Annotated in this window: 29 protein-coding genes; 18 read left to right on the top strand and 11 right to left on the bottom strand. The window is 65.6% G+C overall.

Annotation, left to right across the window (positions count from 1 at the left end; genetic code table 11):
• Window positions 1-168: 168 nt before the first annotated feature.
• The 4 genes from C8J44_RS13220 to hemE all read right to left on the bottom strand — a co-directional run bounded on the left by C8J44_RS13220 (window position 169) and on the right by hemE (window position 4,148).
• Window positions 169-888 (bottom strand): TerC family protein, encoded by a 720-nt coding sequence (locus C8J44_RS13220; RefSeq protein ID WP_183128828.1) that lies wholly within the window; start codon window positions 886-888, stop codon window positions 169-171.
• Window positions 889-1,117: 229 nt separating this feature from the next.
• On the bottom strand, window positions 1,118-2,374 hold the full coding sequence (rho, locus tag C8J44_RS13215) for a transcription termination factor Rho (RefSeq protein WP_031395107.1): 1,257 nt from the start codon (window positions 2,372-2,374) through the stop codon (window positions 1,118-1,120).
• Between the two features lie 266 nt (window positions 2,375-2,640).
• Window positions 2,641-3,102 carry a CopD family protein gene (locus tag C8J44_RS13210; RefSeq protein WP_056053815.1) on the bottom strand — a complete coding sequence of 154 codons (462 nt, stop codon included), beginning with the start codon at window positions 3,100-3,102 and terminating at the stop codon, window positions 2,641-2,643.
• Entirely contained in the window at window positions 3,099-4,148 is a 1,050-nt protein-coding gene (hemE, locus tag C8J44_RS13205; RefSeq protein WP_121904906.1) for a uroporphyrinogen decarboxylase, read from the bottom strand. Before hemE ends, C8J44_RS13210 begins: the two co-directional genes overlap by 4 nt.
• Before the next feature lie 328 nt (window positions 4,149-4,476).
• Here hemE and C8J44_RS13200 point away from each other — a divergent pair, with 328 nt between their 5' ends.
• The 11 genes from C8J44_RS13200 (at window position 4,477) to C8J44_RS13150 (ending at window position 11,952) form a co-directional block, all read left to right on the top strand.
• Entirely contained in the window at window positions 4,477-5,310 is an 834-nt protein-coding gene (locus C8J44_RS13200; protein ID WP_121904905.1) for a pyruvate, water dikinase regulatory protein, read from the top strand.
• Window positions 5,307-5,897, top strand: a complete 591-nt coding sequence (locus C8J44_RS13195) for a nucleoside triphosphate pyrophosphatase (protein WP_121904904.1) — start codon at window positions 5,307-5,309, stop codon at window positions 5,895-5,897. The genes C8J44_RS13200 and C8J44_RS13195 overlap by 4 nt, the downstream gene beginning before the upstream one ends.
• A 249-nt stretch (window positions 5,898-6,146) precedes the next feature.
• The gene (locus C8J44_RS13190) at window positions 6,147-6,959 is read left to right on the top strand and encodes a shikimate dehydrogenase (RefSeq protein ID WP_121904903.1); all 813 of its coding nucleotides are present in this window, start codon (window positions 6,147-6,149) and stop codon (window positions 6,957-6,959) included.
• Window positions 6,956-7,531 (top strand): dephospho-CoA kinase, encoded by a 576-nt coding sequence (coaE, locus tag C8J44_RS13185; protein ID WP_121904902.1) that lies wholly within the window; start codon window positions 6,956-6,958, stop codon window positions 7,529-7,531. Before C8J44_RS13190 ends, coaE begins: the two co-directional genes overlap by 4 nt.
• A gap of 15 nt (window positions 7,532-7,546) precedes the next feature.
• Window positions 7,547-8,239, top strand: a complete 693-nt coding sequence (gene dnaQ, locus C8J44_RS13180) for a DNA polymerase III subunit epsilon (RefSeq protein WP_121904901.1) — start codon at window positions 7,547-7,549, stop codon at window positions 8,237-8,239.
• A gap of 60 nt (window positions 8,240-8,299) precedes the next feature.
• Window positions 8,300-8,899: a ribosome hibernation-promoting factor, HPF/YfiA family gene (gene hpf / locus C8J44_RS13175; RefSeq protein ID WP_056053797.1), complete on the top strand. Its 600-nt coding sequence runs from the start codon at window positions 8,300-8,302 to the stop codon at window positions 8,897-8,899.
• A gap of 101 nt (window positions 8,900-9,000) precedes the next feature.
• Window positions 9,001-9,468, top strand: coding sequence for a PTS sugar transporter subunit IIA (locus C8J44_RS13170; RefSeq protein ID WP_121904900.1), 468 nt, complete (start codon window positions 9,001-9,003; stop codon window positions 9,466-9,468).
• A gap of 137 nt (window positions 9,469-9,605) precedes the next feature.
• Complete coding sequence (locus C8J44_RS13165; RefSeq protein ID WP_121904899.1) at window positions 9,606-10,073, top strand: PaaI family thioesterase; 468 nt, start codon at window positions 9,606-9,608, stop codon at window positions 10,071-10,073.
• A complete protein-coding gene (locus C8J44_RS13160) occupies window positions 10,070-10,396 on the top strand; it encodes a DUF1491 family protein (RefSeq protein WP_121904898.1) in 327 nt (108 codons plus the stop codon). Before C8J44_RS13165 ends, C8J44_RS13160 begins: the two co-directional genes overlap by 4 nt.
• A gap of 189 nt (window positions 10,397-10,585) precedes the next feature.
• Window positions 10,586-11,209 carry a cell wall hydrolase gene (locus C8J44_RS13155; protein ID WP_259466860.1) on the top strand — a complete coding sequence of 208 codons (624 nt, stop codon included), beginning with the start codon at window positions 10,586-10,588 and terminating at the stop codon, window positions 11,207-11,209.
• Window positions 11,210-11,442: 233 nt separating this feature from the next.
• Window positions 11,443-11,952, top strand: a complete 510-nt coding sequence (locus C8J44_RS13150) for an MmcB family DNA repair protein (RefSeq protein ID WP_121905452.1) — start codon at window positions 11,443-11,445, stop codon at window positions 11,950-11,952.
• 142 nt (window positions 11,953-12,094) lie between these two features.
• Here the strand turns inward: C8J44_RS13150 and C8J44_RS13145 are convergent, their stop codons facing one another.
• Complete coding sequence (locus tag C8J44_RS13145) at window positions 12,095-12,703, bottom strand: ankyrin repeat domain-containing protein (protein ID WP_259466859.1); 609 nt, start codon at window positions 12,701-12,703, stop codon at window positions 12,095-12,097.
• 79 nt (window positions 12,704-12,782) lie between these two features.
• Between C8J44_RS13145 and C8J44_RS13140 the strand changes: the two genes are divergently transcribed.
• From C8J44_RS13140 to C8J44_RS13130, 3 genes are read left to right on the top strand one after another with little or no spacing between them, the layout of a single operon-like run.
• Complete coding sequence (locus tag C8J44_RS13140; RefSeq protein WP_121905451.1) at window positions 12,783-13,376, top strand: SCO family protein; 594 nt, start codon at window positions 12,783-12,785, stop codon at window positions 13,374-13,376.
• Window positions 13,373-13,807, top strand: a complete 435-nt coding sequence (locus tag C8J44_RS13135; protein WP_055874881.1) for a YcgN family cysteine cluster protein — start codon at window positions 13,373-13,375, stop codon at window positions 13,805-13,807. Before C8J44_RS13140 ends, C8J44_RS13135 begins: the two co-directional genes overlap by 4 nt.
• 4 nt (window positions 13,808-13,811) lie before the next feature.
• Entirely contained in the window at window positions 13,812-14,486 is a 675-nt protein-coding gene (locus C8J44_RS13130; RefSeq protein WP_121904896.1) for a M48 family metallopeptidase, read from the top strand.
• On the opposite strand, the gene C8J44_RS13125 is transcribed toward C8J44_RS13130, so the two are convergent.
• From C8J44_RS13125 to C8J44_RS18515, 6 genes are all read right to left on the bottom strand, one after another.
• Window positions 14,462-16,627, bottom strand: a complete 2,166-nt coding sequence (locus tag C8J44_RS13125) for a transglycosylase domain-containing protein (protein ID WP_121904895.1) — start codon at window positions 16,625-16,627, stop codon at window positions 14,462-14,464. The two genes, C8J44_RS13130 and C8J44_RS13125, sit on opposite strands and share 25 nt — an antisense overlap.
• 45 nt (window positions 16,628-16,672) lie before the next feature.
• A complete protein-coding gene (msrB, locus tag C8J44_RS13120; RefSeq protein ID WP_056053779.1) occupies window positions 16,673-17,083 on the bottom strand; it encodes a peptide-methionine (R)-S-oxide reductase MsrB in 411 nt (136 codons plus the stop codon).
• 54 nt (window positions 17,084-17,137) lie between these two features.
• A complete protein-coding gene (locus tag C8J44_RS13115; protein WP_121904894.1) occupies window positions 17,138-18,226 on the bottom strand; it encodes an NAD(P)/FAD-dependent oxidoreductase in 1,089 nt (362 codons plus the stop codon).
• On the bottom strand, window positions 18,205-18,897 hold the full coding sequence (locus C8J44_RS13110; RefSeq protein ID WP_121904893.1) for a methyltransferase domain-containing protein: 693 nt from the start codon (window positions 18,895-18,897) through the stop codon (window positions 18,205-18,207). The genes C8J44_RS13115 and C8J44_RS13110 overlap by 22 nt, the downstream gene beginning before the upstream one ends.
• Window positions 18,894-19,982: a type III polyketide synthase gene (locus C8J44_RS13105; RefSeq protein ID WP_121904892.1), complete on the bottom strand. Its 1,089-nt coding sequence runs from the start codon at window positions 19,980-19,982 to the stop codon at window positions 18,894-18,896. Before C8J44_RS13105 ends, C8J44_RS13110 begins: the two co-directional genes overlap by 4 nt.
• A 192-nt stretch (window positions 19,983-20,174) precedes the next feature.
• A complete protein-coding gene (locus C8J44_RS18515; RefSeq protein WP_183128778.1) occupies window positions 20,175-20,348 on the bottom strand; it encodes a hypothetical protein in 174 nt (57 codons plus the stop codon).
• Between the two features lie 382 nt (window positions 20,349-20,730).
• Here C8J44_RS18515 and C8J44_RS13100 point away from each other — a divergent pair, with 382 nt between their 5' ends.
• From C8J44_RS13100 to C8J44_RS13085, 4 genes are all read left to right on the top strand, one after another.
• Entirely contained in the window at window positions 20,731-21,192 is a 462-nt protein-coding gene (locus C8J44_RS13100) for a hypothetical protein (RefSeq protein ID WP_121904891.1), read from the top strand.
• A gap of 355 nt (window positions 21,193-21,547) precedes the next feature.
• Window positions 21,548-22,552 carry a hypothetical protein gene (locus C8J44_RS13095; protein ID WP_121904890.1) on the top strand — a complete coding sequence of 335 codons (1,005 nt, stop codon included), beginning with the start codon at window positions 21,548-21,550 and terminating at the stop codon, window positions 22,550-22,552.
• An 11-nt stretch (window positions 22,553-22,563) separates the two neighbouring features.
• Window positions 22,564-23,037: a DUF11 domain-containing protein gene (locus C8J44_RS13090; RefSeq protein ID WP_060526102.1), complete on the top strand. Its 474-nt coding sequence runs from the start codon at window positions 22,564-22,566 to the stop codon at window positions 23,035-23,037.
• Window positions 23,038-23,087: 50 nt separating this feature from the next.
• On the top strand, window positions 23,088-24,233 hold the full coding sequence (locus C8J44_RS13085) for a DUF11 domain-containing protein (RefSeq protein ID WP_121886455.1): 1,146 nt from the start codon (window positions 23,088-23,090) through the stop codon (window positions 24,231-24,233).
• Window positions 24,234-24,297: the final 64 nt, after the last annotated feature.

Genomic DNA, 24,297 nt, shown 5'->3' with positions numbered 1-24,297 from the left:
ACCCCGGACTAGTTCCGGGGTCCACGGTTCCGCGCACTCACGACTACCGAGTCTGCGGAACAGTGGATGCCGGAACGAGCCCGGCATGACGAGGTATGGACGGAGACATGAAAAAGGCCTCGCCGGATCATCCGGCGAGGCCTTATCTTATCCCAACTGCCCCCGCGATCAGCGCAGCAGCGAGATGATACCGAGCGTCTCGCCAGTGCCGACCCAGCCCTCGTAGATCATCTTCAGCGCGACCACGAGGATCACCGCGAGGCCGATATACGCGATCCAGCGATACTTGTTGATGACGCGCGCGATGTAGTTCGCCGCCAGACCCATCATTGCGACCGACAGCAGCAGGCCGATGACGAGGATGCCGGGATGCTCACGCGCCGCGCCGGCGACCGCCAGGACGTTGTCGAGGCTCATCGAAACGTCGGCGACGGCGACCGCCCAGGCGGCGCTTGCAAAGCCCTTTGAGGACCGAATTCCCGAACGCTCGTCGCCCTCGATCTCTTCCGACCCGGCGTTCTCCGCGCCCTCGCGGATTTCGCGCCAGAACTTCCAGCTGACCCAGAGCAGCAATAGGCCGCCCGCGAAGATCAGGCCCACGATGCCCATCAGCCACGTTACGATCAACGCGAAGAAGATGCGCAGCACCAGCGCCGCGCCGATACCGATCAGGATGACCTTCTTGCGTTGGTCGGTGGGCAGTCCGGCAGCGAGTGCGCCGACGACGATCGCGTTGTCGCCCGCGAGGACGAGGTCGATCATCAGGACCGACCCGAATGCGGCCAAGGCCTTCGGGTCGCCGAGGTTGGAGAAGTCGGCGACGATATGCTGCCAGATTTCCAGCGGCGAGCCGGGTCCGGCTACTCCCGATGCGGCGGTGGCCAGCATGGCGATGATACTCAAGATGTCAGCTCCCGGTGACGTGGCCACGCCGCGGGCGGAGTGGCGGTTTCATAGTGATTAATAGCAAAGCGGCACGCGAAAGCCATGCTCTCGCGTGCCGCTTTGGTCTGCTTGGCGGACATGGGCAAAGCCCATGTCGTCGGTCGGGAGGCTCGCGCCCCCGCCGGCCGAACCGGTGCGAGTCCTGCTGCAGCTTGCAGCAGGCCGCACCCGGTTATTGATTCATACTATCGAAGAAATTCTCGTTGGTCTTCGAATCCTTCATCTTGTCGAGCAGGAACTCCATCGCGTCGATCGTGCCCATCTGCATCAGGATGCGGCGCAGGACCCACATCTTGCTGAGCTTGGCCTTGTCGACCAGCAGTTCTTCCTTGCGGGTACCCGACTTGCCGACGTCGAGCGCCGGGAAGATGCGCTTGTCCGCGACCTTGCGATCGAGCACGATTTCCGAGTTGCCGGTGCCCTTGAACTCCTCGAAGATCACCTCGTCCATGCGGCTGCCCGTATCGATCAGTGCGGTAGCGATGATCGAGAGCGAACCGCCCTCCTCGATGTTGCGCGCAGCACCGAAGAAGCGCTTGGGACGCTGCAGCGCGTTCGCATCGACACCACCGGTCAGGACCTTGCCCGACGACGGCACCACTGTGTTGTAGGCACGACCCAGACGCGTGATCGAGTCGAGCAGGATCACCACGTCCTTCTTGTGCTCGACCAGGCGCTTGGCCTTTTCGATCACCATTTCAGCGACTTGCACGTGGCGCTGCGCGGGTTCGTCGAAGGTCGAGCTGACCACCTCGCCCTTCACGCTGCGCTGCATGTCGGTGACTTCCTCTGGGCGCTCGTCGATCAGCAGGACGATCAGGAACACCTCGGGGTGGTTGTCGGTGATCGCCTTGGCCATGTTCTGCAACATGACCGTCTTGCCGACGCGGGGCGGTGCGACGATCAGCGTGCGCTGGCCCTTGCCCTGCGGCGAGACGATGTCGATCACCCGCGCCGACTTGTCCTTGACGGTCGGGTCGGCGGGATCGAGCGTCAGCTTGCTCTCGGGGTAGAGCGGCGTGAGGTTGTCGAAATTGACGCGGTGGCGGACGACGTCGGGATCGTCGAAATTGACCGCGGTCAGCTTCACCAGCGAGAAATAGCGCTCGCCATCCTTCGGCCCGCGGATCTCGCCCTCGACCGTGTCGCCGGTACGCAGGCCGAACTTCCGCACCTGGTTCGGCGAGATGTAGATGTCGTCCGGGCCGGCGAGATAGTTCGATTCCGGCGAGCGCAGGAAGCCGAAGCCGTCGGGCAGCACTTCGATCGTGCCGAGCCCCATGATCTGGTCGCCATTGTCCGCCTGGACCTTCAGGATCGCGAACAGCAGGTCCTGTTTCCGGAGCGTCGAAGCACTCTCGACCCCCAGTTCCTCGGCCAGCTGGACCAGCTCGGCAGGTTTCTTTTTCTTCAGGTCTTTGAGATGCATGGGGATTTCCGGATAGCAATCAACGGGAGAACGCTCGGTCGGCGGTGCGCTTGGGAAGCGGAACTGGGCGAGACGAGTCTGGCAAGACACGACCGGGCAGGACGCCAGGAGGCCGTGTTGGGAGAAGGAGTTAGAATTGGGGGGCGGGTTAGTCAAGCGGAGACGGGAACTCCACTCTCGCCGTTCCCCTGCGAACGCAGGGGCCCAGGATCACGAACGCGATCGCCTGTAACCCTGGGCTCCTGCGTTCGCAGGAGAACACGCGGTCAGAACGGCTTTACGATCACCAGCACGACGATCAGCGTCACCGCCAGCGCAGGCACCTCATTGAGCATCCGCAACTGCTTCCCCGCCAGCGTCGGCTTCCCCGCGGCGAGCTTCTTCGCATAGCCGACCGCCCAGCCGTGATATCCCGTCAGCAGAAATACGATCAGCAGCTTCAAGTGCAGCCACCCCAGCCCCGGCGCACCGTCCGCCAGCCCGAGGTTCAGCGCCAGCGCGATCCCCAACACCCAGACGACGATCATCGCCGGCGTCAGGATGATGTGGCGGATCTTGCTCTCACGCTCGACCCAGTTCGCCGCCTCGGTCGTGTTGCCCGCCGCCAGCGCCTCCTGGTGATACACCAGATAGCGCGGCAGCATGAACAGCCCCGCCATCCAGAAGATCACGAAGATCAGATGCGCGGCCTTCACCCAATCATAGGCCGCCCCGAGAAAACCGCTCATGTCGTGCTCCTTACGCGGGCGATCAGCTGCTCGACATGCGCGATGGGCGTGTCGGGAAGGATGCCGTGGCCGAGGTTGAAGACGTGCGGGCGCTCGACGAACGCCGCGAGGATCCGGTCGATCGCCGCATCGAGATCCGCCCCGCCCGCGATCAGCGCCAGCGGATCGAGATTGCCTTGTACGGGCATATCAGCAGGCAACGACGCATGCGCCCAGACCGGATCGACGGTCTCGTCCAGCCCGATCGCATCGACGCCCGTCTCACGCGCGTAAGCCGGAAGCTTGCCCCCAGCCCCCTTCGGAAAGCCGATGATCGGCACGCCGGGGCAACGCGTGTGAAGCCGCTCGACGATCGACGCGGTCGGCGCGATCACCCAGCGCTCGAACTGTGCGGGCGAGAGCGAGCCCGACCAGCTGTCGAACAGCTGGACCACGTCTACGCCCGCTTCGATCTGCCGCGCGAGATACTCGACGGTGTTATCAGCGATCGCGTCGATAATCGCGCCAAACGCCTCCGGGTCTCGATACGCAAAGCGGCGCGTCTCGGACTGATCCTTGCTGCCCTTCCCCGCCACCATATAGGTCGCGACAGTCCAGGGAGACCCCGCAAAGCCCAGGAACGTCGTCTCGGGTGGCAATGCCGCAGCGACCTTTGCAACGGTGCCGTAGACCGGCTCCAGCCGTCCCATGACCGGTTGCAACCGATCAAGCGCATGGTCAACCAGCGCCGGCTCGAGCCGTGGCCCCTCGCCGACCCCGAAGCTCAAATCCTGTCCGAGCGCCCACGGGATCATCAGGATGTCCGAGAACAAGATCGATCCGTCGAACCCGAACCGACGGATCGGCTGGAGCGTGACTTCGGCTGCGGCGTCGGGATCGGTCGCGAGCGCGAGGAACCCGCCCTTCTCGGCGCGGAGTTCGCGGTATTCGGGAAGATACCGCCCCGCCTGCCGCATGAGCCACAGCGGCGGCACGGCCTGCCGCTCTCCGCGAAGGGTCGCCAGGAGCGGCTTGAAGGTCGGCGAGTTGGGGGTCGGATCGGTCAGCGGAGCACCCTTCTTCTACTATAAGAAGATTCTAGAAATAGGTTGTTGCAGTGGTTGGGCGGTTGAACCCGGGACTTATGCGGTGATCCCGGAATTGCCAACAGCTTGACCCCCGCGCACCGCTACAAACGCGCTGATTCGATTCAAGGCTCCCCGTTACCCACAGCCTGTGGATAAAATCCGCCCCTGTGCGCGGCGGTGTGGATAGAATCTGTGTTATCCACGGCACACCCGTCGCTTGGCGAGGGGGACGAGTTACGCTAGCCGTTCTCCCCATGTTATCCACAGATCTACGCTCAGCGACCCCCTCGCTGGGGACAAAACGCCGATGATGCGGCTCCACCTTCATCTGTTGTCGGACTCGACCGGCGAGACGCTGGAGAACATCGCGAAGGCGGCGCTGGCGCAATATGACGACGTCGAGACGGTCCGCCATTTCTGGCCGATGGTCCGGACCGAGGCGCATCTCGAACGCATCCTCCAGGAAATCGCGCAGAACCCGGGGCTGGTCGTGTTCACGCTGGTAAACCCCGCGACGCGGCGAATTCTGGAGCAGCGATGCCTTGCGCTGGGGTTGCCTGCGGTGGCGCCGCTCGACCCGGTCAACGATGCACTGTCCGGGTTGCTGGGGCAGCAGGCCAAGGCGCGACCTGGCCGCCAGCACGTCCTAGATGCGGCCTATTTCGCGCGCGTCGACGCGATCCAGTGGACGATCGCCCATGACGACGGGATCGCCTCGGAAGAATGGGAGGAGGCCGATATCGTCCTGGCGGGCGTGTCACGTTCGTCGAAGACGCCGACCTCAATCTACCTCGCCAATCGTGGCTACAAGACCGCGAACATCCCGATCGTCGTGGAAAGCCCACCACCTCTGAACCTATACAAGCTCGCCAACCCGCTGATCGTCGGCCTCACGACCAGTGCGGATCGGCTGATTCAGGTCCGCCGCAACCGTCTGCTGTCGCTCAACCAGCAGCCCGACACGTCCTATGTCGAGGAGGAAGCGGTGATGCGCGAACTGGCCTTCGCGCGCCGCATGTTCGCCGACAATGGCTGGCCGGTCATCGACGTTACGCGCCGCTCGATCGAGGAAACCGCGGCGGCGATCATCGCCTTGTGCAACCAGCGTCGCGCCGACGCCGTGACGCCGGAGGAAGCATGAGCCTGATCCTCGCCTCACAAAGCGCTTCGCGTCGCGCGATGCTGACCGCCGCGGGTGTGCCGTTCGAGGCGACCTTTGCCGGCGTCGACGAAGATGCGGCGAAGGCAGCGTTGCGCGACCTGTCCCCGCGCGATCTCGCCGATGCGCTGGCGGAACTGAAGGCGCTCAAGGTTTCCGCAAGGATGCCCGGCTATCTCGTCCTCGGCAGCGACTCGCTGGTCGCACTGGAAGACGGCACCATCCTCGACAAGCCCGTCGACCGAGACGATGCGGCGGCACACCTAAGGCTGATGTCCGGCAAGCGTCACGACCTCTGGAGCGCCGCGGTCGTCGCCGAGAACGGCCAGGCGATCTGGCGCCACGTCGAGCGCGCGAAGATGCATGTACGCCCGCTGTCCGATGCGTTCATCGAGACGTATCTGGATGCAGAATGGCTCGCGATCGCGGGCTGCGTCGGCTGCTACCGCATCGAAGGCCCCGGCGCGCAACTGTTCGCCAAGATCGAAGGAAGCCAGTTCACGGTTCTCGGCATGCCGTTGCTCAACGTCCTCGACTTCCTCCGCGTGCGTGGCGAGTTGCCGGCGTAACCCGACGATCTCGATCCTCCCCCGCCAGGGGGAGGTGGCTGGCGCTTGCCAGACGGAGGGGGAGGAAAGGGAAACCCCTGTTCCGTATCCTCCCCCTCCGTCACCTCCGGCGACACCTCCCCCTTGCGGGGGAGGATTCAGTAGGTGCTGCACATGGCATTCCGCGCACGCTAGACTAAATCCCGTTCACCCGCGAAGGCGGGTGCCCAGACTGGATCCCCGCCCCCGCGGGGAAACACGGAGCTTCGAATGACCCGCCCCTATGCAGAAGTGATCGGCGATCCGATCGCGCAGTCGAAATCGCCGCTGATCCACGGCTTCTGGCTAGACGCGCTCGGGATCGACGCGGAGTACCGCCACAAGCTCGTCACCCCGGACGCCCTCCCCGCGTACTTCGCCGAACGCAAAGCCGACCCCGCATGGCGAGGGTGCAACATCACGATGCCGCACAAGCTCGCAGCACTCGACCACGTCTCCGACCCCGGCAACGTCCGCGGGACGATCGGCGCGATCAACACCGTGTTCCGCAACCAGGCGGGCGACTGCGTCGGCACCAACACCGACGCCGCCGGATTCTGGGCGCCAATCGACGACCTCGACATCGCCGGCCAGCCCGTCACCGTAATCGGCGCCGGGGGTGCCGCCCGCGCGATCCTGTTCGCGCTGTCGCGAATGGGCGTCGGCCCCGTCACGATCCTGAACCGCAATCCGCTGAAGGGCGCGGCGCTGCTGTCAACGTTCGGCCTCAAGGGTCAGGCGCTCCCGATCGGCCCCGCCGCCCCGCCATCGCGCCTGCTCGTCAACGCCAGCGTACTCGGCATGGCCGGCCAACCACCGCTCGACATCGATCTCGGCGCGCTCGAACCCGACTCGCTGGTCTACGACATCGTCTACTCCCCGCTCGAAACCGGTCTGCTCAAAGCGGCGCGCGCGCGCGATCTCGAAACCGTCGATGGCCTGGAGATGTTGATCGGCCAAGCCGCCGTCGCGTTCGAGATATTGTTCCACGTGGAACCACCGCGCGATCGCGACGAAGACCTCCGCGCGTCGCTGGTCAAATGATCATCGGCCTCACCGGCTCGATCGGCATGGGCAAATCCGCCGTCGCTGCGATGTTCGCCGACGAGGCCGTCCCCGTGTTCGACGCCGACGCAACCGTCCACCGACTGCAAGGCATCGGCGGGCGACTCGTTCCCGCGATCGAAACCGCCTTCCCCGGCACCACCGCCAACGGCGCAGTCGACCGCGCAAAACTCGGCGCGGTGGTGTTCGGCGACGACGCCGCGATCAAGCGCCTCGAAGCGATCGTCCACCCCGCCGTCGGCAAAGAACGCGCCGCCTTCCTCGCAAAACACGCCGGCCAGCGAGTCGTGTTCGACGTCCCCCTGCTGTTCGAGACCGGTGGCGACCGCAACGTCGACGTGATCGTCGTCGTCTCCGCCGCCCCCGACGTCCAGCGCGCCCGCGTCCTCACGCGCCCCGGCATGACCGCGGAGAAGTTCGCCGCGATCCTCGCCCGGCAGACTCCCGACGCGGAAAAGCGCGCCCGCGCCGATCACGTCATCGACACCGACACCAGCTTCGCCGCAACGCGCGCGCAAGTCCGGGCGGTGCTTGCATCCTTGGAAATCTGAGCCGATACCATCGGGATGCGTGAGATCGTCTTCGATACCGAAACCACCGGCCTCAGTTTTTCCGGCGGCGACCGCATGGTCGAAATCGGCTGCGTCGAGATGCTCAACCGGGTCGAGACCGGCCGCACCTTCCACGCCTATTACCACCCCGAGCGCGACATGCCGGTCGAGGCGTTCAACGTCCACGGGCTGAGCGCGCAGTTCCTCTCCGACAAGCCGAAGTTCGCCGACGCGGTCGAGGACCTGCTCGAATTCGTCGGCGACGCGCCGATGATCGCGCACAATGCCGGCTTCGACTTCTCGTTCCTCAACGGCGAGCTGACCAAGTGCGGTCGCCAGATCATCCACATGAAGCGGATGGTCGATACGCTGCAGATCGCGCGCAGCCGTCACCCCGGCGCCAAGCATTCGCTCGACGCACTCTGTTCGCGCTTCGGAATCGATCGCAGCCACCGCGTACTGCACGGCGCGCTGCTCGACGCGCAGTTGCTCGCGCAGGTCTATGTCGAGCTGATGGGCGGTCGTCAGATCGGCCTCGGCCTGCTCGGCGATACCGGCAGCACCGCCGCGACTCCGATCGTCGCACAGGCGCCTCGGGTCGTTCGCCCGCCCCGCGTTTTCGCGGTGAGCGAGGGAGACCTTGCGGCCCATGCTGCGTTTATGAAGGGGATCAAGGATCCGATTTGGGGGGCCGTGGCGTCCGGATGACGCTGGCAGGGTGGAGCCAATAGGACCGCCCGAGACTGTAACGCCGACAAGGAGACGATAATGGATATCCGGATTTCTGGTCATCAGGTTGACACTGGCGAAGCACTCAACAGCCACGTGGAAGACCGACTCCAGGGTATCGCCGACAAATATTTCTCGCGCGCCATCTCGGCCGAGGTCACGTTCGGCAAGGGGCCGCACGACGCCGGGTTCAAATGCGACATCGTCGCGCATGTGATGAAGGGCCTCGTGATCAAGGGCCACGGCGACGCCTATGACGCCCGCGCCGCCTTCGATGGTGCCGCCGCCAAGATCGAGACTCAGCTCCGCCGCTACATGCGCCGCCTGAAGGATCGCCATGCCGGCGAAGCGGTCGCGATCGCCGAGAGCAACGGCTACGACAATGCCGGTTACACGCTGTTCCAGGAAAGCATCGAGGAAGACGATGTCGCGGATGCACCGCTGATCATCGCCGAAACGCGCGTCGACATCCCCGAGGCGAGCGTGTCCGACGCCGTGATGATGCTCGATCTGCGCAACACCGCCGCGCTGCTCTTCATGAATGCGGGCACCGGCGCGCACAACATGGTGTACAAGCGCGGCGACGGTACGATCGGCTGGGTCGAGCCACAGCGCGCGGCCGCCTCCCCTCCCCAGTAAAGAAGGGTCCATAAAGGCGCGGGTCTCAAGGCCGCGCCTTTACGCCTCCGCGCAACCCGCTAAGGCGGACGCGCGCGGGGGCGCTTGAGACATTGAACACCATGACCGATTTCAGCGATTTGCTGCGTCCCGACGCAGTGCAGACGGGCGTCATCGCCACCAACAAGAAGGCGGTGTTCCAGCATCTCGCCACGACCGCATCGGAGATACTCGACGCCGACCCCAAGATGATCGCCGACCGGCTGGCGGCGCGCGAGAAGCTAGGCTCGACCGGGTTCGGCGGCGGCGTCGCGATCCCGCATGCCAAGCTCGAAGGGCTTGCGCAGGTCACCGGTGTCTTCGCCCGGCTCGCGCAACCAGTCGATTTCCAAGCGGTCGACGATCTCCCCGTCGATCTGGTCTTCATGCTGCTGTCCCCCACCGACGCCGGCGCGGTCCATCTGAAGGCGCTGGCCCGCGTCTCGCGCCGGTTGCGCGACAAGGCGTTCCTCGAGAAATTGCGCGGCGGCGGATCACCCGATGCGGTCTACGCGCTGTTCACCGCCGACGAGGTCCGCGATGCCGCGTGACCCCCACCCCGCGTCCGTACCCGCCCCCGTCATCCTGACGAAAGTCAGGATCCAGAGCCGTGAAGGGCTGCCATCGGTTACTCTGGATCCTGACTTTCGTCAGGATGACGAAGCGGGCTTGGTCGGGCGGCTTTTGCATGTCTGACACCCCGAACACAGCCGGCGCAAACGCCCATTTCCGCGCGCTGGAATCGCTCTACGCCCAAGCCCCGATCAACCGGTTCTTCGACTCCTCGCTGGAAATCCCCGAAGCCGGCGTCGCGCGCATCCATTTCACGATCGACGAGCGCCACTACCACGCCGGCGGTGCCGCGCACGGCACGAGCTATTTCAAGATGCTCGACGACGCCGCCTTCTACGCCTGCAACAGCCTGGTTACCGATCGTTTCCTGCTCACCACCGCGTTCAACCTCCTCCTCACGCGCCCGTTGAAGATCGGCCCGGTGATCGCCGAAGGACGCTGGATCAGCGGCAAGCGACGTGTCTTCGTCTCGGATGCGCGCCTGATCGATGCGGACGGCGAAGAGGCGGCAAGAGGCACCGGCACGTTCATGCGGTCGCGGATCGCGCTCGCCGGTCTCCCCGGATACCGCAGCGCAACATGAGTGGCCGTCTCCCCAGCGGAATCCTCGTCAGCGCTCTGCTGCGGCGCGTCAACGACGCCGGCGGCTTTGGCGCGGTGATGGCGAAAGGCGACCCGCAAGGCGGCGCGATCCTGGTCATTGCGATCGACAAGGGCGCCCCTGCCCGTCTGCTCGAACGCGGGATCGGACCCGACGGACGGACGGCGCTGATCGACTCGACTCCCGCCGAAAACCTTGACGGCTATTGGCAACGCAGGCGCGCAAGCGACCCGGATCTATGGGTAATCGAGGTGGACATCGCAGCGGCGGAACGCTTCGCCGCTGAAACGATCCTCGACGATTGACTCGAAAGCCCCCCCAATAGAGAGGGATTGCAACATTGATTGGCGTTGTGCTGGGACGGGTGCGATCCGGATCAGTTACGCAGTCGGGGGGATGCCCGGACGATCGGCTCGTACGATTGTTTCCGTGGTCCAACCGCATCTGAACAAGTTTGAATGACGATTCTTCAGCGGGCTGCAACGATCGCAGTCATGACATTTTCTCTTGCGGGCCTGCTTGGCAACAGCGCACCGGGTCATGCTACTGGCATCGACCGTCCAGCGGTCAACCTCACCGCTCTCGCAAATCTAAACGTCCTCTCCCCGCAGAATGTTCCGCAGATCGCTCCAGCCGCAACCCCGGTTGCCCCCGTTGAGCAGAACAGCGTCGAACCTGCCGTGGACACCGCGAAGTCCGAAGCCGAAGAATTCGATACGCTCGCCCAGGCCGTTGCCGCGCAGGATAGCGCCGCCGCCAGCGACGCGCTCCAGTGCCTAGCCGGTGCGATCTATTTCGAATCGAAGGGCGAGCCGCTGACCGGCCAGCTCGCGGTCGCCGAAGTCATCATCAATCGCGCCAAGTCGGGTCGTTTCCCCGCCGACGTCTGCGGCGTCGTCAAGCAGCGCGGCCAGTTCAGCTTCGTTCGTGGCGGCGAAATCCCGTCGATCAACGCGGGCACCGCCTATCGCACCGCGATCGCGGTCGCCAAGGTCGCGCTCGCCAGCGCGTGGAACAGCCCCGCCGACAAGGCGCTGTATTTCAACACGCCCGACCGTCGCCCTTCGGTCCGCGCGGTCAAGGTCGCCTCGATCGGCAACCACGTCTTCTACCGCTGAGTTCGAGCTGGCGTTTCGGGTCAGCGTCTACCCTGAACCTCTTCTCTCCGTTTCCCCCTCCCCCTTCCGTTCGCCCTGAGCGAAGTCGAAGGGTGAGTTGCAGGCTAAGGCGCTTCGACCTCGCCGAGCACGAACGGAAATGGGACGGCGATTAGGCTAGTCGCTTCTCCCAAACTACGATCACAATCCGTGAATGAGCTTGCCTCGTTCGCGAATTGTTCTATTTCCGGGGCATGCTCGATATGCCGCCGGACTCCTGCATCGACAAACCCGGATCCTCCCAGGATTCAACGCTGTGCGCCGCCGATGTAGCGCGCGGCGTGATCCGGATGTTGCTGCGCCACGACCTCACCGCAATGACCGAGGTCCCGCTCGACGGTGGCCGCCGCGCCGACCTGATGGCGGTGGACGCGCGCGGGCAGATCGTGATCGTCGAGATCAAGGTGTCGCGCGCCGACCTGCTCGGCGACGGCAAATGGCCGGATTACCTCGGGCATTGCGACCGGTATTTCTGGGCGGTGCCGGCGGGGTTCGACGTCGGGCCGCTGCACGGGCCTGCGTTCCTGCCCGAGCGCACCGGGATCATCGTCGCGGACCGCTACGATGCAGCGATCGTCCGCGAGGCGCATACCACCCCCCTGCCCGCGCATATCCGAAAGCGGGGTACGCTCGCGTTTGCGCGGCGCGCCGCGCGTCGGTTGATCGCGCAGATGGATCCGGACGCGGACGGGTTGGCGTTCTAAGTCCGTCATCCTGACGAAAGTCAGGATCCAGAGTAACAGAGCGCTATCCTTCATGGCCCTGGATCCTGACTTTCGTCAGGATGACCGGGTTGGGGCCAAAAACGCTTTTACGAAGTAGATCGATGGCGGCCCAGGGAAAAGGCTAGAACTTCGGGCCCGACACGGCCTTTCGCACCTTTTTCGGCGCGTCTTCCAACAGCTTGCTCACGATCGGGTTGCGTCCATCCTGCTTGGCATAGGCGCGCGCGGACATGCCGGCGATGATATCCGCCTGGTCGGGATCGGCGCCCTCGGTGAGCAAAACCCGGATCATCGCCACGTCGCGCCGCTGCACCGCCCGGATCAGCGGAGTCTCGCCAGCCGAATTGGCCAGGTTCGGATTCGCACCCGCCGCGGTCAGGATCGGGATCATTCCCGTCTGTCCCAGCGTCACCGCGAGCAACAGCGGCGTGTTACCCTTGCCGTCGCGCAAATTCGCATCCGCCCCCTTTTGCAGCAGGAAGCGCAGATACACCTCGTCGCTGCGCTTGATGACGATGTGGAGCGCCCCCTCCCCGCTCGTCACGTCGCGCGTGTTGATGATGTTGCTGCCGGGCCTGCCGAGCATCTCCAGCACGTCGTTGTTCTTTGCATCGCGCACCGCGGACAGGAACTTGTACCCCTCCGACTGGCCTTGCGCGAACGCGGGTGCTGCGGTGACAGACAAAGCCGGCATGACGAGGGTGGCGGCGAGCATCAGGCGAATACGCATCGAGAGACTTCCTTGGTTCGTCCTGGATATGGGGCAACGCTTGCGCCGCAGTAGCGAACAGATCAAGGCTGGCGGCACCATGACCCGACGTTTCATCCTTTGCGCGCTCGCCCTGCCCGGCTTGGCCCTGTCGGCCTGTACCGCCTCCGCCCCTCCGGCCAAGCCCCCGCTCGACGGCGCCCGGATCGGCGGCGGCTTCACGCTGACCGACCAGAACGGGCACACCGTCACCGAGCGCAACTTTGCCGGCAAATACCGGATCATGTATTTCGGTTACACCTTCTGTCCCGATGTGTGTCCGACGGATGTCCAGGCGATCGGCGCCGCGGTGAAAAAGCTGGAATCAAGCGACCCCGCGCTCGCCGCGAAGATCGTCCCCGTGTTCGTGACCGTAGACCCGGCGCGCGATACGCCCGCGGTACTCAAGCAGTTCGTCTCGGCGTTCCACCCGCGCATGGTCGGGCTCACCGGCAGCGACGACCAAATCGCGAAGATCAAGACCGAATACGCCGTGTATTCCAGCAAGGGCGACGCCTCCCCAGGCGGCGGCTACCTCGTAAACCACTCGCGCCAGGCCTATCTGATGAGCCCGGACGGCAAGCCCCTCGCTTTGCTGCCGCAGGAACAAGGGCCCGACGCAGTGGTGACGGAAATCAAGCGCTGGGCCCGGTGAGCGCGCGCTTCTGGGAAGATACGCCGATCGACCAGCTCGACCGCGGCCAATGGGAAGCGTTGTGCGACGGCTGCGGCAAATGCTGCATCCACAAGCTCGAGGACGAGGATACCGGCGAGCTGGTGCCCACCAACGTCTCGTGCCGGCTGCTCGACCGGCGCAGCGGGCAGTGCTCCGATTACCGTCACCGCCACGCCTATGTCCCCGAATGCGTGCGGCTGACGACCGGCAACGTCCGCGGGATCGACTGGCTGCCCTCGACCTGCGCGTACCGCCTGCGCGCGGCCGGCGAGCAATTGCCCGAATGGCACTACCTAGTCTGCGGCGACCGCGAAGCCGTCCACCGCGCCAAGCAGTCGGTGCGCGGCTGGACGATCAGCGAGGACGAGGCGGGCGAGCTCGAATACCATGTGATCGAGCGGGAACTCTGACCCGGTGATAGAAGGCCTGGAGATCGTCCGTCACCCCCGCGCCCGTCGCGCGCGCCTGTCGATCGATCCCGCCAGTGGCCGCGCGCGTCTCGTCCTGCCAAAACGCGCCGCGCTGAAGCAGGCGTTGGCCTGGGCCGAGGACAAGGCCGGCTGGATTGCCGAACAGCGCGCGTTGCTCCCCCAGCCCCGCCCGTTCGTGCCCGGCGCGGTCCTGACCGTCGCCGACGAACCGCTGACGATCGACTGGACGCCCGGTAGTCGCCGCACCGTGGTCCGTGAAGGCTCGGTCCTGTCGCTGTCAGGCCCTCCCGAAACGATCGCGCGTCGCGTCGAGGCCTGGCTCAAGCGCACCGCACTCGCCGTGCTGGAGACCGAAACCGCCGAATACGCCGCCAAGGCCAAGGTAACCGTCGCGCAGGTCGCGGTCGGCGATGCCAGGGGCCGCTGGGGTAGCTGCGCGTCGAGCGGCGTCATCCGCTACAGCTGGCGGCTGATCCTCGCGCCGAGCTGGGTCCGCCGCGCCACCGTCGCGCACGAAGTCGCACACCGCGTCCATATGAACCACGCGCCCGTCTTCCACGCGCTGGTCGAGCAGTTGTACGGCGAAGACCCGACACCCGCGCGCGTCTGGCTACGCACGCACGGCGCCGAACTTCACTGGTTCGGACGGTCTTCCTGAGAGCGATCCTGACGCGTCCCGTCACGCGTTAGCGGCTGGCGTCCTGCCGGCTGCTCCTGACGGGGCTGGTCTCGGCCCGTGACCCGGTTGATCCAGTCCTGGTTGAGCTGTTGCGGCGGTGCGGCGGGAGCAGCAGGCGCCGGCTCGGGCTGATCCGCATCGGGCCGCGGGATCGTGTCGCCGGTCTGCGCATCGGTCGGCACCGGCGGCTGGCCCTGCTCGATCGGATTACCGTCCGCGTCGACCGCCATCTGGCCGTTGTCGGGCTGCCCGAAATAGCTCTGCTCGTCGGGCTCCAGCTGCCACTCGGGCAACGTCACCTGCGTGTCGAACTGCTCGATCGGCCGGTTCGCGGTCGCGGGCTTCATGAACGCCGCCCAAGCCTTTGCCGGAGCCGTACCGCCGTGCAGGCCGGCAATCGGCTTGGCGTCGTCGCGGCCCATCCACACGCCGGTTGTGATGCCGCTGGAGAAGCCCAGGAACCAGCCGTCCTTCGACGCGGTGGTGGTGCCGGTCTTGCCCGCGACCGGGCGGCCGATCTGCGCGGCACGCCCGGTGCCGGTGTTGACCGCGGTCTGCAGCAGGTCGGTCATCTCGGCGGCGACATAGGGCGCAACGAGCACGTGGCTGCGGTCGACCTCATGCGTGTAGATCGTCTGGCCGTTGGCCGTGACTCGCGTGATCCCGTACGGCGTCACCGCGACACCCTTGTTGGCGACGCTCGCGAACGCGCGCGTCATGTCGATCACGCGGACTTCGGAGGTGCCCAGCACCATCGACGGATGCACGTTGACCGGCGTGGTGATGCCGAACCGCCGCGCCATGTCGGCGACCGTGTTGAAGCCGACCTCCTGGCCGAGCTTCGCGGCGACGGTGTTGAGCGAATAGGCGAACGCGGTGCGCAATGACACGGCACCGGAATTGTGCCGCGAATCGTTGCGCGGGCTCCAGCCCTGGATCGTCACGGGTTCGTCGACGATTGAATCGTCGGGCTTGTGACCGGCTTCCAGCGCGGCGAGGTAGACGAACAGCTTGAACGCGGAGCCCGGCTGGCGGACCGCCTGCGTCGCGCGGTTGTAGATCGACGACACGTAATCCTTGCCGCCGACCATCGCCCGGACCTCGCCGCCACGATCGAGCGCGACCAGCGCGCCCTGGGCGCCGGGGGGTGCATTCGCGCGGATCGCATCGTCGGCCTGGCGCTGCATCGTCAGGTCGAGCGTCGTCCACACTTCGAGCGGTTCGGTGGTCTCGTCGATCAGCGTATCGAGCTGCGGCAACGCCCAGTCGGTGAAATACCGCACGCTGTTCTGCTTGGGCTCGGGCGCGAGTTTCAACCCGCTGACATTGGCATCGGCGGCCTGCTCGGCGGTGATCGCGCCGGTTTCGCGCATCGTCTCCAGCACGACGCCCGCGCGGCCGACCGCGGCCTCCGCGTCGGCGGTCGGCGAATAGTTCGACGGCGCCTTCACCAGGCCGGCGATCACCGCCGCCTCGGCGAGGCTCAGATGGTCAGCGCCATGACCGAAGAATTTCCGCGACGCCGCGTCGATTCCGTAAGCGCCGCCGCCGTAATAGACCTTGTTCAGATAGAGTTCGAGGATCTGGTCCTTGCTGAACTTCCATTCGAGCGCGAAGGCGAGGATGCCCTCGCGGAATTTGCGGCCGAACTTCTTCTGGTTGTTGAGGAAAACTGTGCGCGCGAGCTGCTGCGTGATCGTCGAGCCGCCTTGCGTCCAGTGGCCGCGGTCGAACCGCACCTTCACCGATCGCGCGACGCCAACCGGATCGATGCCGATATGCGACCGGAAACGACGATCCTCGACCGAGACGGTCGCGTCGCGCATGACCTGCGGGATCTGCGAATAGGGCAGCCATTCGCCGAAGCTCGGCCCCATCGACACGATCACCGTACCGTCGGCGGCATGGACGCGGATCATCTGCCCGTTGGGCGACGACTTCAGGCTGTCGAAGCTCGGCAGTTGCGACATCGCGACATACACCGCGATCGCCAGCGCACCGAGCGCGAGCAGACCGATGCCGATGCAGACTTTCAGAAAGACGACCAGCCGCCGACGCCAGCGAGACGCCGGGGTAGACGGGGGCCGACGGGACGGTGAAGCAGAACGCGTACTGGCCATGTGACCGTGAGAATTACGCGTTCCGCCCGCGCCCTACAAGCGCGATCAGGCCGCGACGTTCGCTTTGCGCGGCCGGAATTCCAGCGACAGCGAGTTCATGCAATAGCGCTGGCCGGTCGGCGGCGGGCCGTCGGGGAAAACATGCCCCATATGGCTGTCGCAGCGCGCGCACCGTGTCTCGACGCGGGTCATGCCGTGGCTGCGATCGGTGTGGTCGGTGACCGCATCGGGACCGATCGGCTGCGTGAAGCTCGGCCAGCCCGATCCGGAATCATATTTGTCCGCGCTGTCGAACAGCTCGTTGCTGCACGCCGCGCACCGATAGATGCCATCGGCCTTGTTGTCGTTGAGCGCACCGGCGAACGCACGCTCGGTGCCCGCTTCGCGCAGCACGTGATATTGCTCGGGGGTGAGGCGCTGGCGCCACTCGGATTCGGAAAGGTTCAGCTGGTCCATGGGTTTGAATCTCGTGCTGGCGGGACGGATTTCAAGGTGGCCTGACACCGAACGCTAAGTGTGCCCTATTCTGGTTGCATTCGCGATCACCTGGATCAAGGCGGGGCGCAGCAATGGCAGCAGCCACGCCGCACGCGTACTTTCGGCGACCTGGCGGACGATGCCGGCGATGCCGATCGGGCGTGCAAGGCGGCGCGCGAAATCTTCCTGCCAATGCGCGGCAGTGTCGGGGCCGCCTTTAACATAGGCGTCGGCCGCGGCGACTCCGCTGGCGAGCGCGATGCCCATGCCCTCGCCGGCCAGCGACGGGATGACGCCGGCCTGATCGCCGAGTCGGAACATGGCGTCCACCCCCTGACGTTGCCGCCAGCCATAGGGGACGTTGGCGATCGCATCGATCGTCGCGGCGCCATCGACCCGCGCGACCCACTCGCCGAGCGCCGGCATTTCGCGACCGAGCGCGTCGAGCAGTTGCGCGGGCGATCCCGCCGCCTGGAGGCGCGAGCGATGGACCGCGAGACACAGGTTCGCGGTACCATCTTCCTGCATCGCCAGCCCCGCATAGCCGCGATCGAACAGATGCAGCTCGATGCCCCCCTCGAGCGACCGACGCAGCGCGGGAGACGGGGCGATCCGCACGCGCAGCCCGAGCGTCGGATCGTCGCCGCGCGCCGCTTCGGGGCGTGCCATCCCGCGAACGTCGTGCTTGCCGCTGGCGAGGAACAGCGCGTCGGGGGCGAAGGTCGCGCCATCCGCGGTGCGGACCGCCGTGCCGTCGATCTCGCGCACCGTAACGCCGCGTTCGACCGGCGTACCGAGCCGGATGGCTTCGGCCAGCAGCACCGTATCGAGGCGTCGGCGCGTCACCGACACCGCGGGATGCGGCAGCGCAGCCTCCGCACGTCGCGCGCCGGCGTAGATCCGCGCACGCGTCACCCGCGCCGGATTGAGCGCATCGGGATCGATCCCGAGCCCGGCCAGCGTCTCCAGCGTCCGCCAGCTCAGGAACCCGCCGCAGATCGCATCGCCCGTCTCGCGCGATCGCTCGACGAGCAGATGCGGCAAGCCCGCGCGCGCTAGCCGGATCGCGGTGGCAGCCCCGGCGAGCCCGCCGCCGACGATCAGCGCAGGCGTTCGACGCATAACCGAAACGGAAAGACGCGACGGACCTTCGCCTGGAATATCCCCGCCTCGGCGAGGATCGGCGGCCATTCGTCGGGGCGATAGCTGCGCGCGATCGACAGCGTGCCGTCATGCCGGACGATCCGGTGCCAGCGCGCGAGCGTGGCGAGGATCGGGAACCCCCAATGCGCGAACCCGTGGCGGTGGAGATCGTTGACGAACCACCCCGCGCTGGCATGCGCTTCCATGAACCGCAGGAACGCCACCAGCTGGTAGTGCGTCATGTGATGCGCGACGAGGCTGCTGACGATCACGTCCCAGGGCTCGTCGGCGAGATCCGCATAGTCGCCGGTGACATAGCGGATATCGCCGCCGATGGCGGTGCCATGCGCACGCGCGGCCTGTTCGCTGCGCGGGTTGAGATCGACGCCGACGAGGTCCGCCTCGATCCCTTTCGCCTTGGCCCAGCGCGCGATCCGGCGCAGCATGTCGCCGTCGCCAAACCCGACATCGAGCACGCGGACGCGCTTGCGCCCTTTGGTCGCCCGGTCGAGGAAATCGAGCGTCGGTCGCCGCGCCAGCGTCACGGTGTTCACGGTGGCGAGATCGCCGACCACGTCCGCATAGGTCGCCGCATCGAGATCGTCCGCGTCCATCAGCTCTTCGGCCTGGCTGCGCGTGGCGAGGCTCATGCCGCGCTCCGGAATCCGAAGCCCTCCGCAGCAAGGCCCGGACCGAACGCCAGCGCGACCCCGTGCCCGATCGGCGGTCCGGCCAGCAGGCGTTCGAACACGAACATCAACGTCGCCGACGACATGTTGCCGTTCTCCGCCAGCACCCGCCGCGACGCATCGAGCGCGTCGGGCTTCAGCTGCATCGCATGCTCGACCGCGTCGAGGATCGAGCGTCCGCCGGCATGCACCGCCCAGCCGTCGATCGACTCGGGCGGGTGGCCGTCGCTGACGATCGTCCGGAACGCGGTATCCGCCAGCGCCGTCGCGATCCGCGCGGGCACTTCGCCCGACAGATGCATCGCGAATCCTGCATCGGTGACGTCCCAGCGGATCAGCGTTTCGGTATCGGGCAGCGCGGCGGCGAACGGCGTGCCGAGCTCGATCCCGGTCGCATCCGCGGTCACCAGCGCGGCCGCAGCGCCGTCGCCGAACTGCAGCATCGCCAGCAACGGTTCGATATCGGTGGCGGGTTGAAGATGCAGCGTCGAGAGCTCGACGGTCACGACTAACACTCGCGCGTGACGTTCGGAGCGGACGATGTGGCGCGCGTTGCGCAATGCGACAACCGCCGCGTAGCACCCCATGAAACCGATCAGCAGTCGTTCGACGCTCGGCGACAGCCCAAGCCGGCGCGCGATGATCTGGTCGATGCCGGGCGCGACGAAGCCGGTGCAGCTCGCCACCACCAGATGCGTTATTCCCTCGACCGCGATTTTCGCGCGCAACGCGTCGATCGCGCGGATCGCCAGATCGGGCGCGTGCTCGGCGTACAACGTCATCCGCGCGGCGGTGCCGGGATGCGGTTCGGTCGCATAGAAGCCCGCAGCGTCGACCGGCGAGCCACCGTCGGGGGTCGGCGGCAGCACCGACCAGCGATGCGCGATCCCCGACCGCGACGCCATCCGGTCGAACACCGGCGTCGCGCGCGCCTCGGTCCGCGTGCGCGCCCAGGCGATGAAGGCGTCATGGATATCGTGATCGGGCACCGCGGTGCCGACGGCGTTCAGGAAGGCAGCGGGGCAGGCGGGGGAAGAAGCAGGCATGTCAGCGGGCACGACGTCCTTTGGTCCGTGCGGGATGGCACGCGATTCGATCACTATACGCACAGCGAGCGATTATAGACGTCGCCGTCGCGGATAATCCGCATGGTCCCACACGGGTATAGCTGAATGATATCGTGAAATGATGTCGCCAACCGCGTCCTTCGACGTTGCACAAGCCGGCGGTGTTGCGCCTCAGCCCGGGCGTTCGGTCTCGGCGGGGGCATCGACCGCGTCGGGCGTCAGGCCATATTTCTCGGCCATCAGCGTCATCGCCCATTCGACATAAGCGGCGATCGCATGATCTTCCGCGGCGTCCAGCGCCCGGCAGACATCTTGTAACTGCGCATATACGCTGAACGCGTTCATGATCGAACTTCCACTATCAGGCGTCATGCCATGACGAACGCCAAGGCACGCCCCGATAGCCGAAAACCGGCAAGTCCGCCAGAACCGTATAATATCCTTGATTCGCAGCGTAGTTTCGAAACGGTACGATTAAAACCAAACCAAAACCAATTTGGATATAGTGCCGCAACACTACAGATTGATCCGAAATGAAGTTCAAACAGAGCTATTTTTGTATGTATTTCTCACATGGTTACCTATTTTCAAAGGATTAGGTTGAAAAACCGCGAGGGAAGGAGACAATGTCGTCAGTTCGATCTGTCATGCCGCGGTGGTTCCGCATCGCGAACAGGGCGGGTCGGCCGATGATGTCTCATCCTTGGTGAACGACGGGAGTCTTTGAGTGAAGAACGAGTCGGTGGTCGAGCTAATCAAGGATCTCACGGCCAAGCTGTCTGCCGTGGCGGAGGAATTCAACGGGCGCGTCGCGCATGCCGCCGAAGAGGCGCCCGTCGGCGAGGAAAACGACGAAGCCGCGCTCGTCGATTTTGCCGAGACGGTGCTCGAGCAACGGCGCATGCGGCGTCAGTTCCTGCCGGGCGAACTGTTCCACGAGCCGGCCTGGGATATGCTGCTCGCGCTGTTCGTCTCGCGCGACGCCCGCCTGCCGATGAACATCAAGGCGCTGGTCAGCATGTCGGACGCGCCGGTGACGACATCGCAGCGCTGGATCGAACATCTTCACAAGCTCAAGCTCATCGATCGCGTCATCGATCCGACCGATCGCCGACGCGTCGAGATTTCGCTCAGCCATACCGGCGATCAGGCGATGAAAGCCTATCTGCGGGCGCTCAAGCACCAGTGAACCGCCATTTAGCCGGGCTTGGTGAAGGCACCGGACTTTCGCGCGCGCGTGTATCGATACCAGAGCAGACACGCCCGTCAGGCGCGATCTAAAGCTGCGTCCAGCGCCCGAATCATGATCGTATACTTGCTACGATCGCTATCGCTGAGCAACGATACAACCAGAAGACAGTTAACGGTCCATTTTAGTGTAAATTTGCGACGAACAAGTCACCATTTTCGTTGGAAACACACGAAAAATATCGCCGCTGTTTGTCGTTTTGATTTAGTAGGTTTTAGTTAAGCGATACGACGCAATTTTGTTCCCTAACAAAGGTCAGGGGGACAAATTGGTTCGGCAAAATCAAGCATTTGCAATGAGGGCAGGGTACCGATCGGTCTCCGTCACTGCGTTGCGTGCGTTGATCGCCGGAGCAGCGGGCCTGCTCGCGCCAGCGCCCGCCTGGAGCCAGGCCGCTGCTCCGACGCCTGCCGGTACGCCGATCGTCAACACCGCGGCGCTGGGGTTCGACCTGAACGGCGCGACCCAGTCGACCGTCTCCAACACCGTGACGATCATCGTCGCCGAACGGCTCGACGTGAGCCTGGTCCGGACCGGGCAGGGTGCCGTCGTCGTCACGCCGCAGCCCAAGGCGGTGCCGTTCACGCTGACCAATCGCGACAATGGCAATGAATCCTTCGCGATCGCTGCCAGCGTGTCGGCCGGCGTCTTCGGCGTCCAGGCGCTGGTGATCGATGCGGACGGCGACGGGCTCTACGATCCGGTCAAGGATCTGCCCCCTGCCGATGGCAGGACTCCGGTCCTGTCGCCCGGCCAGTCGATCAAATTGCTGGCGATCCTGGTTCGGACCGACTCCTCGGGTGGCGCCGCGACCGCGACGCTGACGGTCACCGCGCAATCGACCACCGGATCGGGCCAGCCGGGCAGCACCTATGCCGGGCTGGGCGATGGCGGTGGCGATGCGGTCGTCGGCCCGACCGGGGCGATCGCCAGCGTCGTCGTGCCGCTCACCACGGGCATCGCCGGCCCGTCGCTGTTCAAGAGCCAGTCCGTGCTGGCCGCCGACGGATCGCAGAACGCGGTGCGCGATGCGGTCATCACCTACACGCTCGAGGCGCGGTTCACCGATGCGGTCACCGGCGCGCGGATCGTCGATCCGATCCCCCAGGGCACGGTGTTCGTTCCCGGCAGCCTCACGCTCGACGGCACCCCGCTGACCGATGCCGGCGACGGCGATGCGGGTGCCTTCGATCGCAACGCATCGGCTCCCGGCGCGGCTGGCGGCGGCATCGCCGTCGCACTCGGTCAGGTCGCCGCCGCCGCCGTCCACACCGTTCAATTCAAAACCAAGATCCAATGAGGAGTCCAAGCATGATCACGCGTCCCATGATTGCCGCCGTCCTGATGGCGACCACCGCTTCCGTTTCCGCCGCCGCGGGCCCGCTGCAGGTGACGAGCAGCATCCTCGTCGAGAGCCGCAGCGCGGCCGCCGATGGCACCACGCGGATCACCTTGGTCAAGCCGGGCAAGGTGACGCCGGGCGACAAGGTCATCTTCGTCCTCGCCTATCGCAACACCGGCAAACAGCCGCTGGCCAACGTCGTGCTGGCCAACCCGTTGCCGGCGGCGATCTCCTATCGATCCGCAAATCCCGGCTCGCCTGCACCCGACGTGTCGGTCGACGGCACGACGTACGGCGCGCTCGACGCGCTCCGCGTCCGCAGCCTCGACGGCAGCACGCGCGCGGCGAGCCCCAGCGATGTCACCAGCGTCCGGTGGCGCATTGCGAACCCGATACCGGCCGGTTCGCAAGGCCAATTCGCCTTCCAGGCCGTCCTCAAATGATCTCCCCCCACCACCAAGCCTGACTAATCACACATAAGGAAAATCAAGACATGTTCGCAAAAGGGGTACTACGCACGCTGTTGGCCGGTACGGCCGCCATCGTGTCCGCCGGCACGATGGCCGGCACCGCCAACGCACAGGCACCGGGGCCCGCCGGCACCGCCGCCGGTACGACCGTCACCAACACCGCGCAGGCGAGCTACACCGTCAACGGCGTCCAGCAGAACGCGACGTCGAACGCGGTGAGCTTCGTGGTCGATCGCAAGGTCAACCTGACCGTGATCGCCAACCAGCCGAACAATACGCAGGTCGCGATCGGCCAGACCGCCGCGGTGACCACGTTCAAGGTCACCAACAATACCAACGGCATTCAGGACTTCCTGCTGTCGTCGAGCCAGACGCCGATCCAGGGGCTGTTCAACGGCGACAATTTCGACGTGACCAACATCCACATCTACGTCGATTCGAACGGCAACGGGACCTATGACGCCGGTACCGATACCGCGACCTACATCAACGAACTCGGCGCCGATCAGTCGGCGGTCGTCTTCATCGTCGCCGACATCCCCAACAACCAGGCCAACGTCCTCGCCGGCATCACGCTGATCGCCCAGGTCGCGGCTGGTGGTGATACGGCTGCGCAGGGCCTGCCGCTGGCGCCGAGCGTCGCCCCGAACGACGACAACGTCGTCGACGTGGTCTTCGCCGACAACGACTCGGACGGCCTCGGTCCCGATATCATCTACAACGGACAGGGCCGCGCGGCGCTCGGCTACGAGATCACCACGCGCAACGTCGCCTTGAGCGTCGCCAAGTCGCAGCTGGTGCTGACCGATCCGATCAACCTCGCCGTCGCACCAAAGGCGATCCCGGGCGCGGTCGTGCAATATTGCCTGGTCGTCAACAACGGCACGGTGGGGACGCCGGCGTCGAACGTCACGCTGACCGACGTCGTCCCGCCCAACACCACCTATGTCGCCAACTCGATGTCGATCGGCGCGATCGCGCTCGGCGGCACGTGCCTGCTGACGGGTATCGTCGACGGCGTCTCGCTGGCCGACGATGGAACGGTGACCGTGCCGCTGGTCAACTACACCGGCTCGTTCAACGCCACCACGAAGACGGTGAACGCGCGAATCCCGGTCCTGCTGGGCGGGACCTCGGTCGCGGCGACCTTCCGCGTGACGATCAACTAAACCCACCTCGCATCCGAAAGGACCGACCGATCCCGGCGCGTGGCGACGCGTGCCGGGAAAGGAT

Source organism: Sphingomonas sp. PP-CE-3A-406 (assembly GCF_003688625.1).
Lineage (GTDB): Bacteria > Pseudomonadota > Alphaproteobacteria > Sphingomonadales > Sphingomonadaceae > Sphingomonas.
The sequence above is the reverse complement of the archived record's forward strand: the minus strand, read 5'-3'. Positions and strand labels throughout refer to the sequence as shown.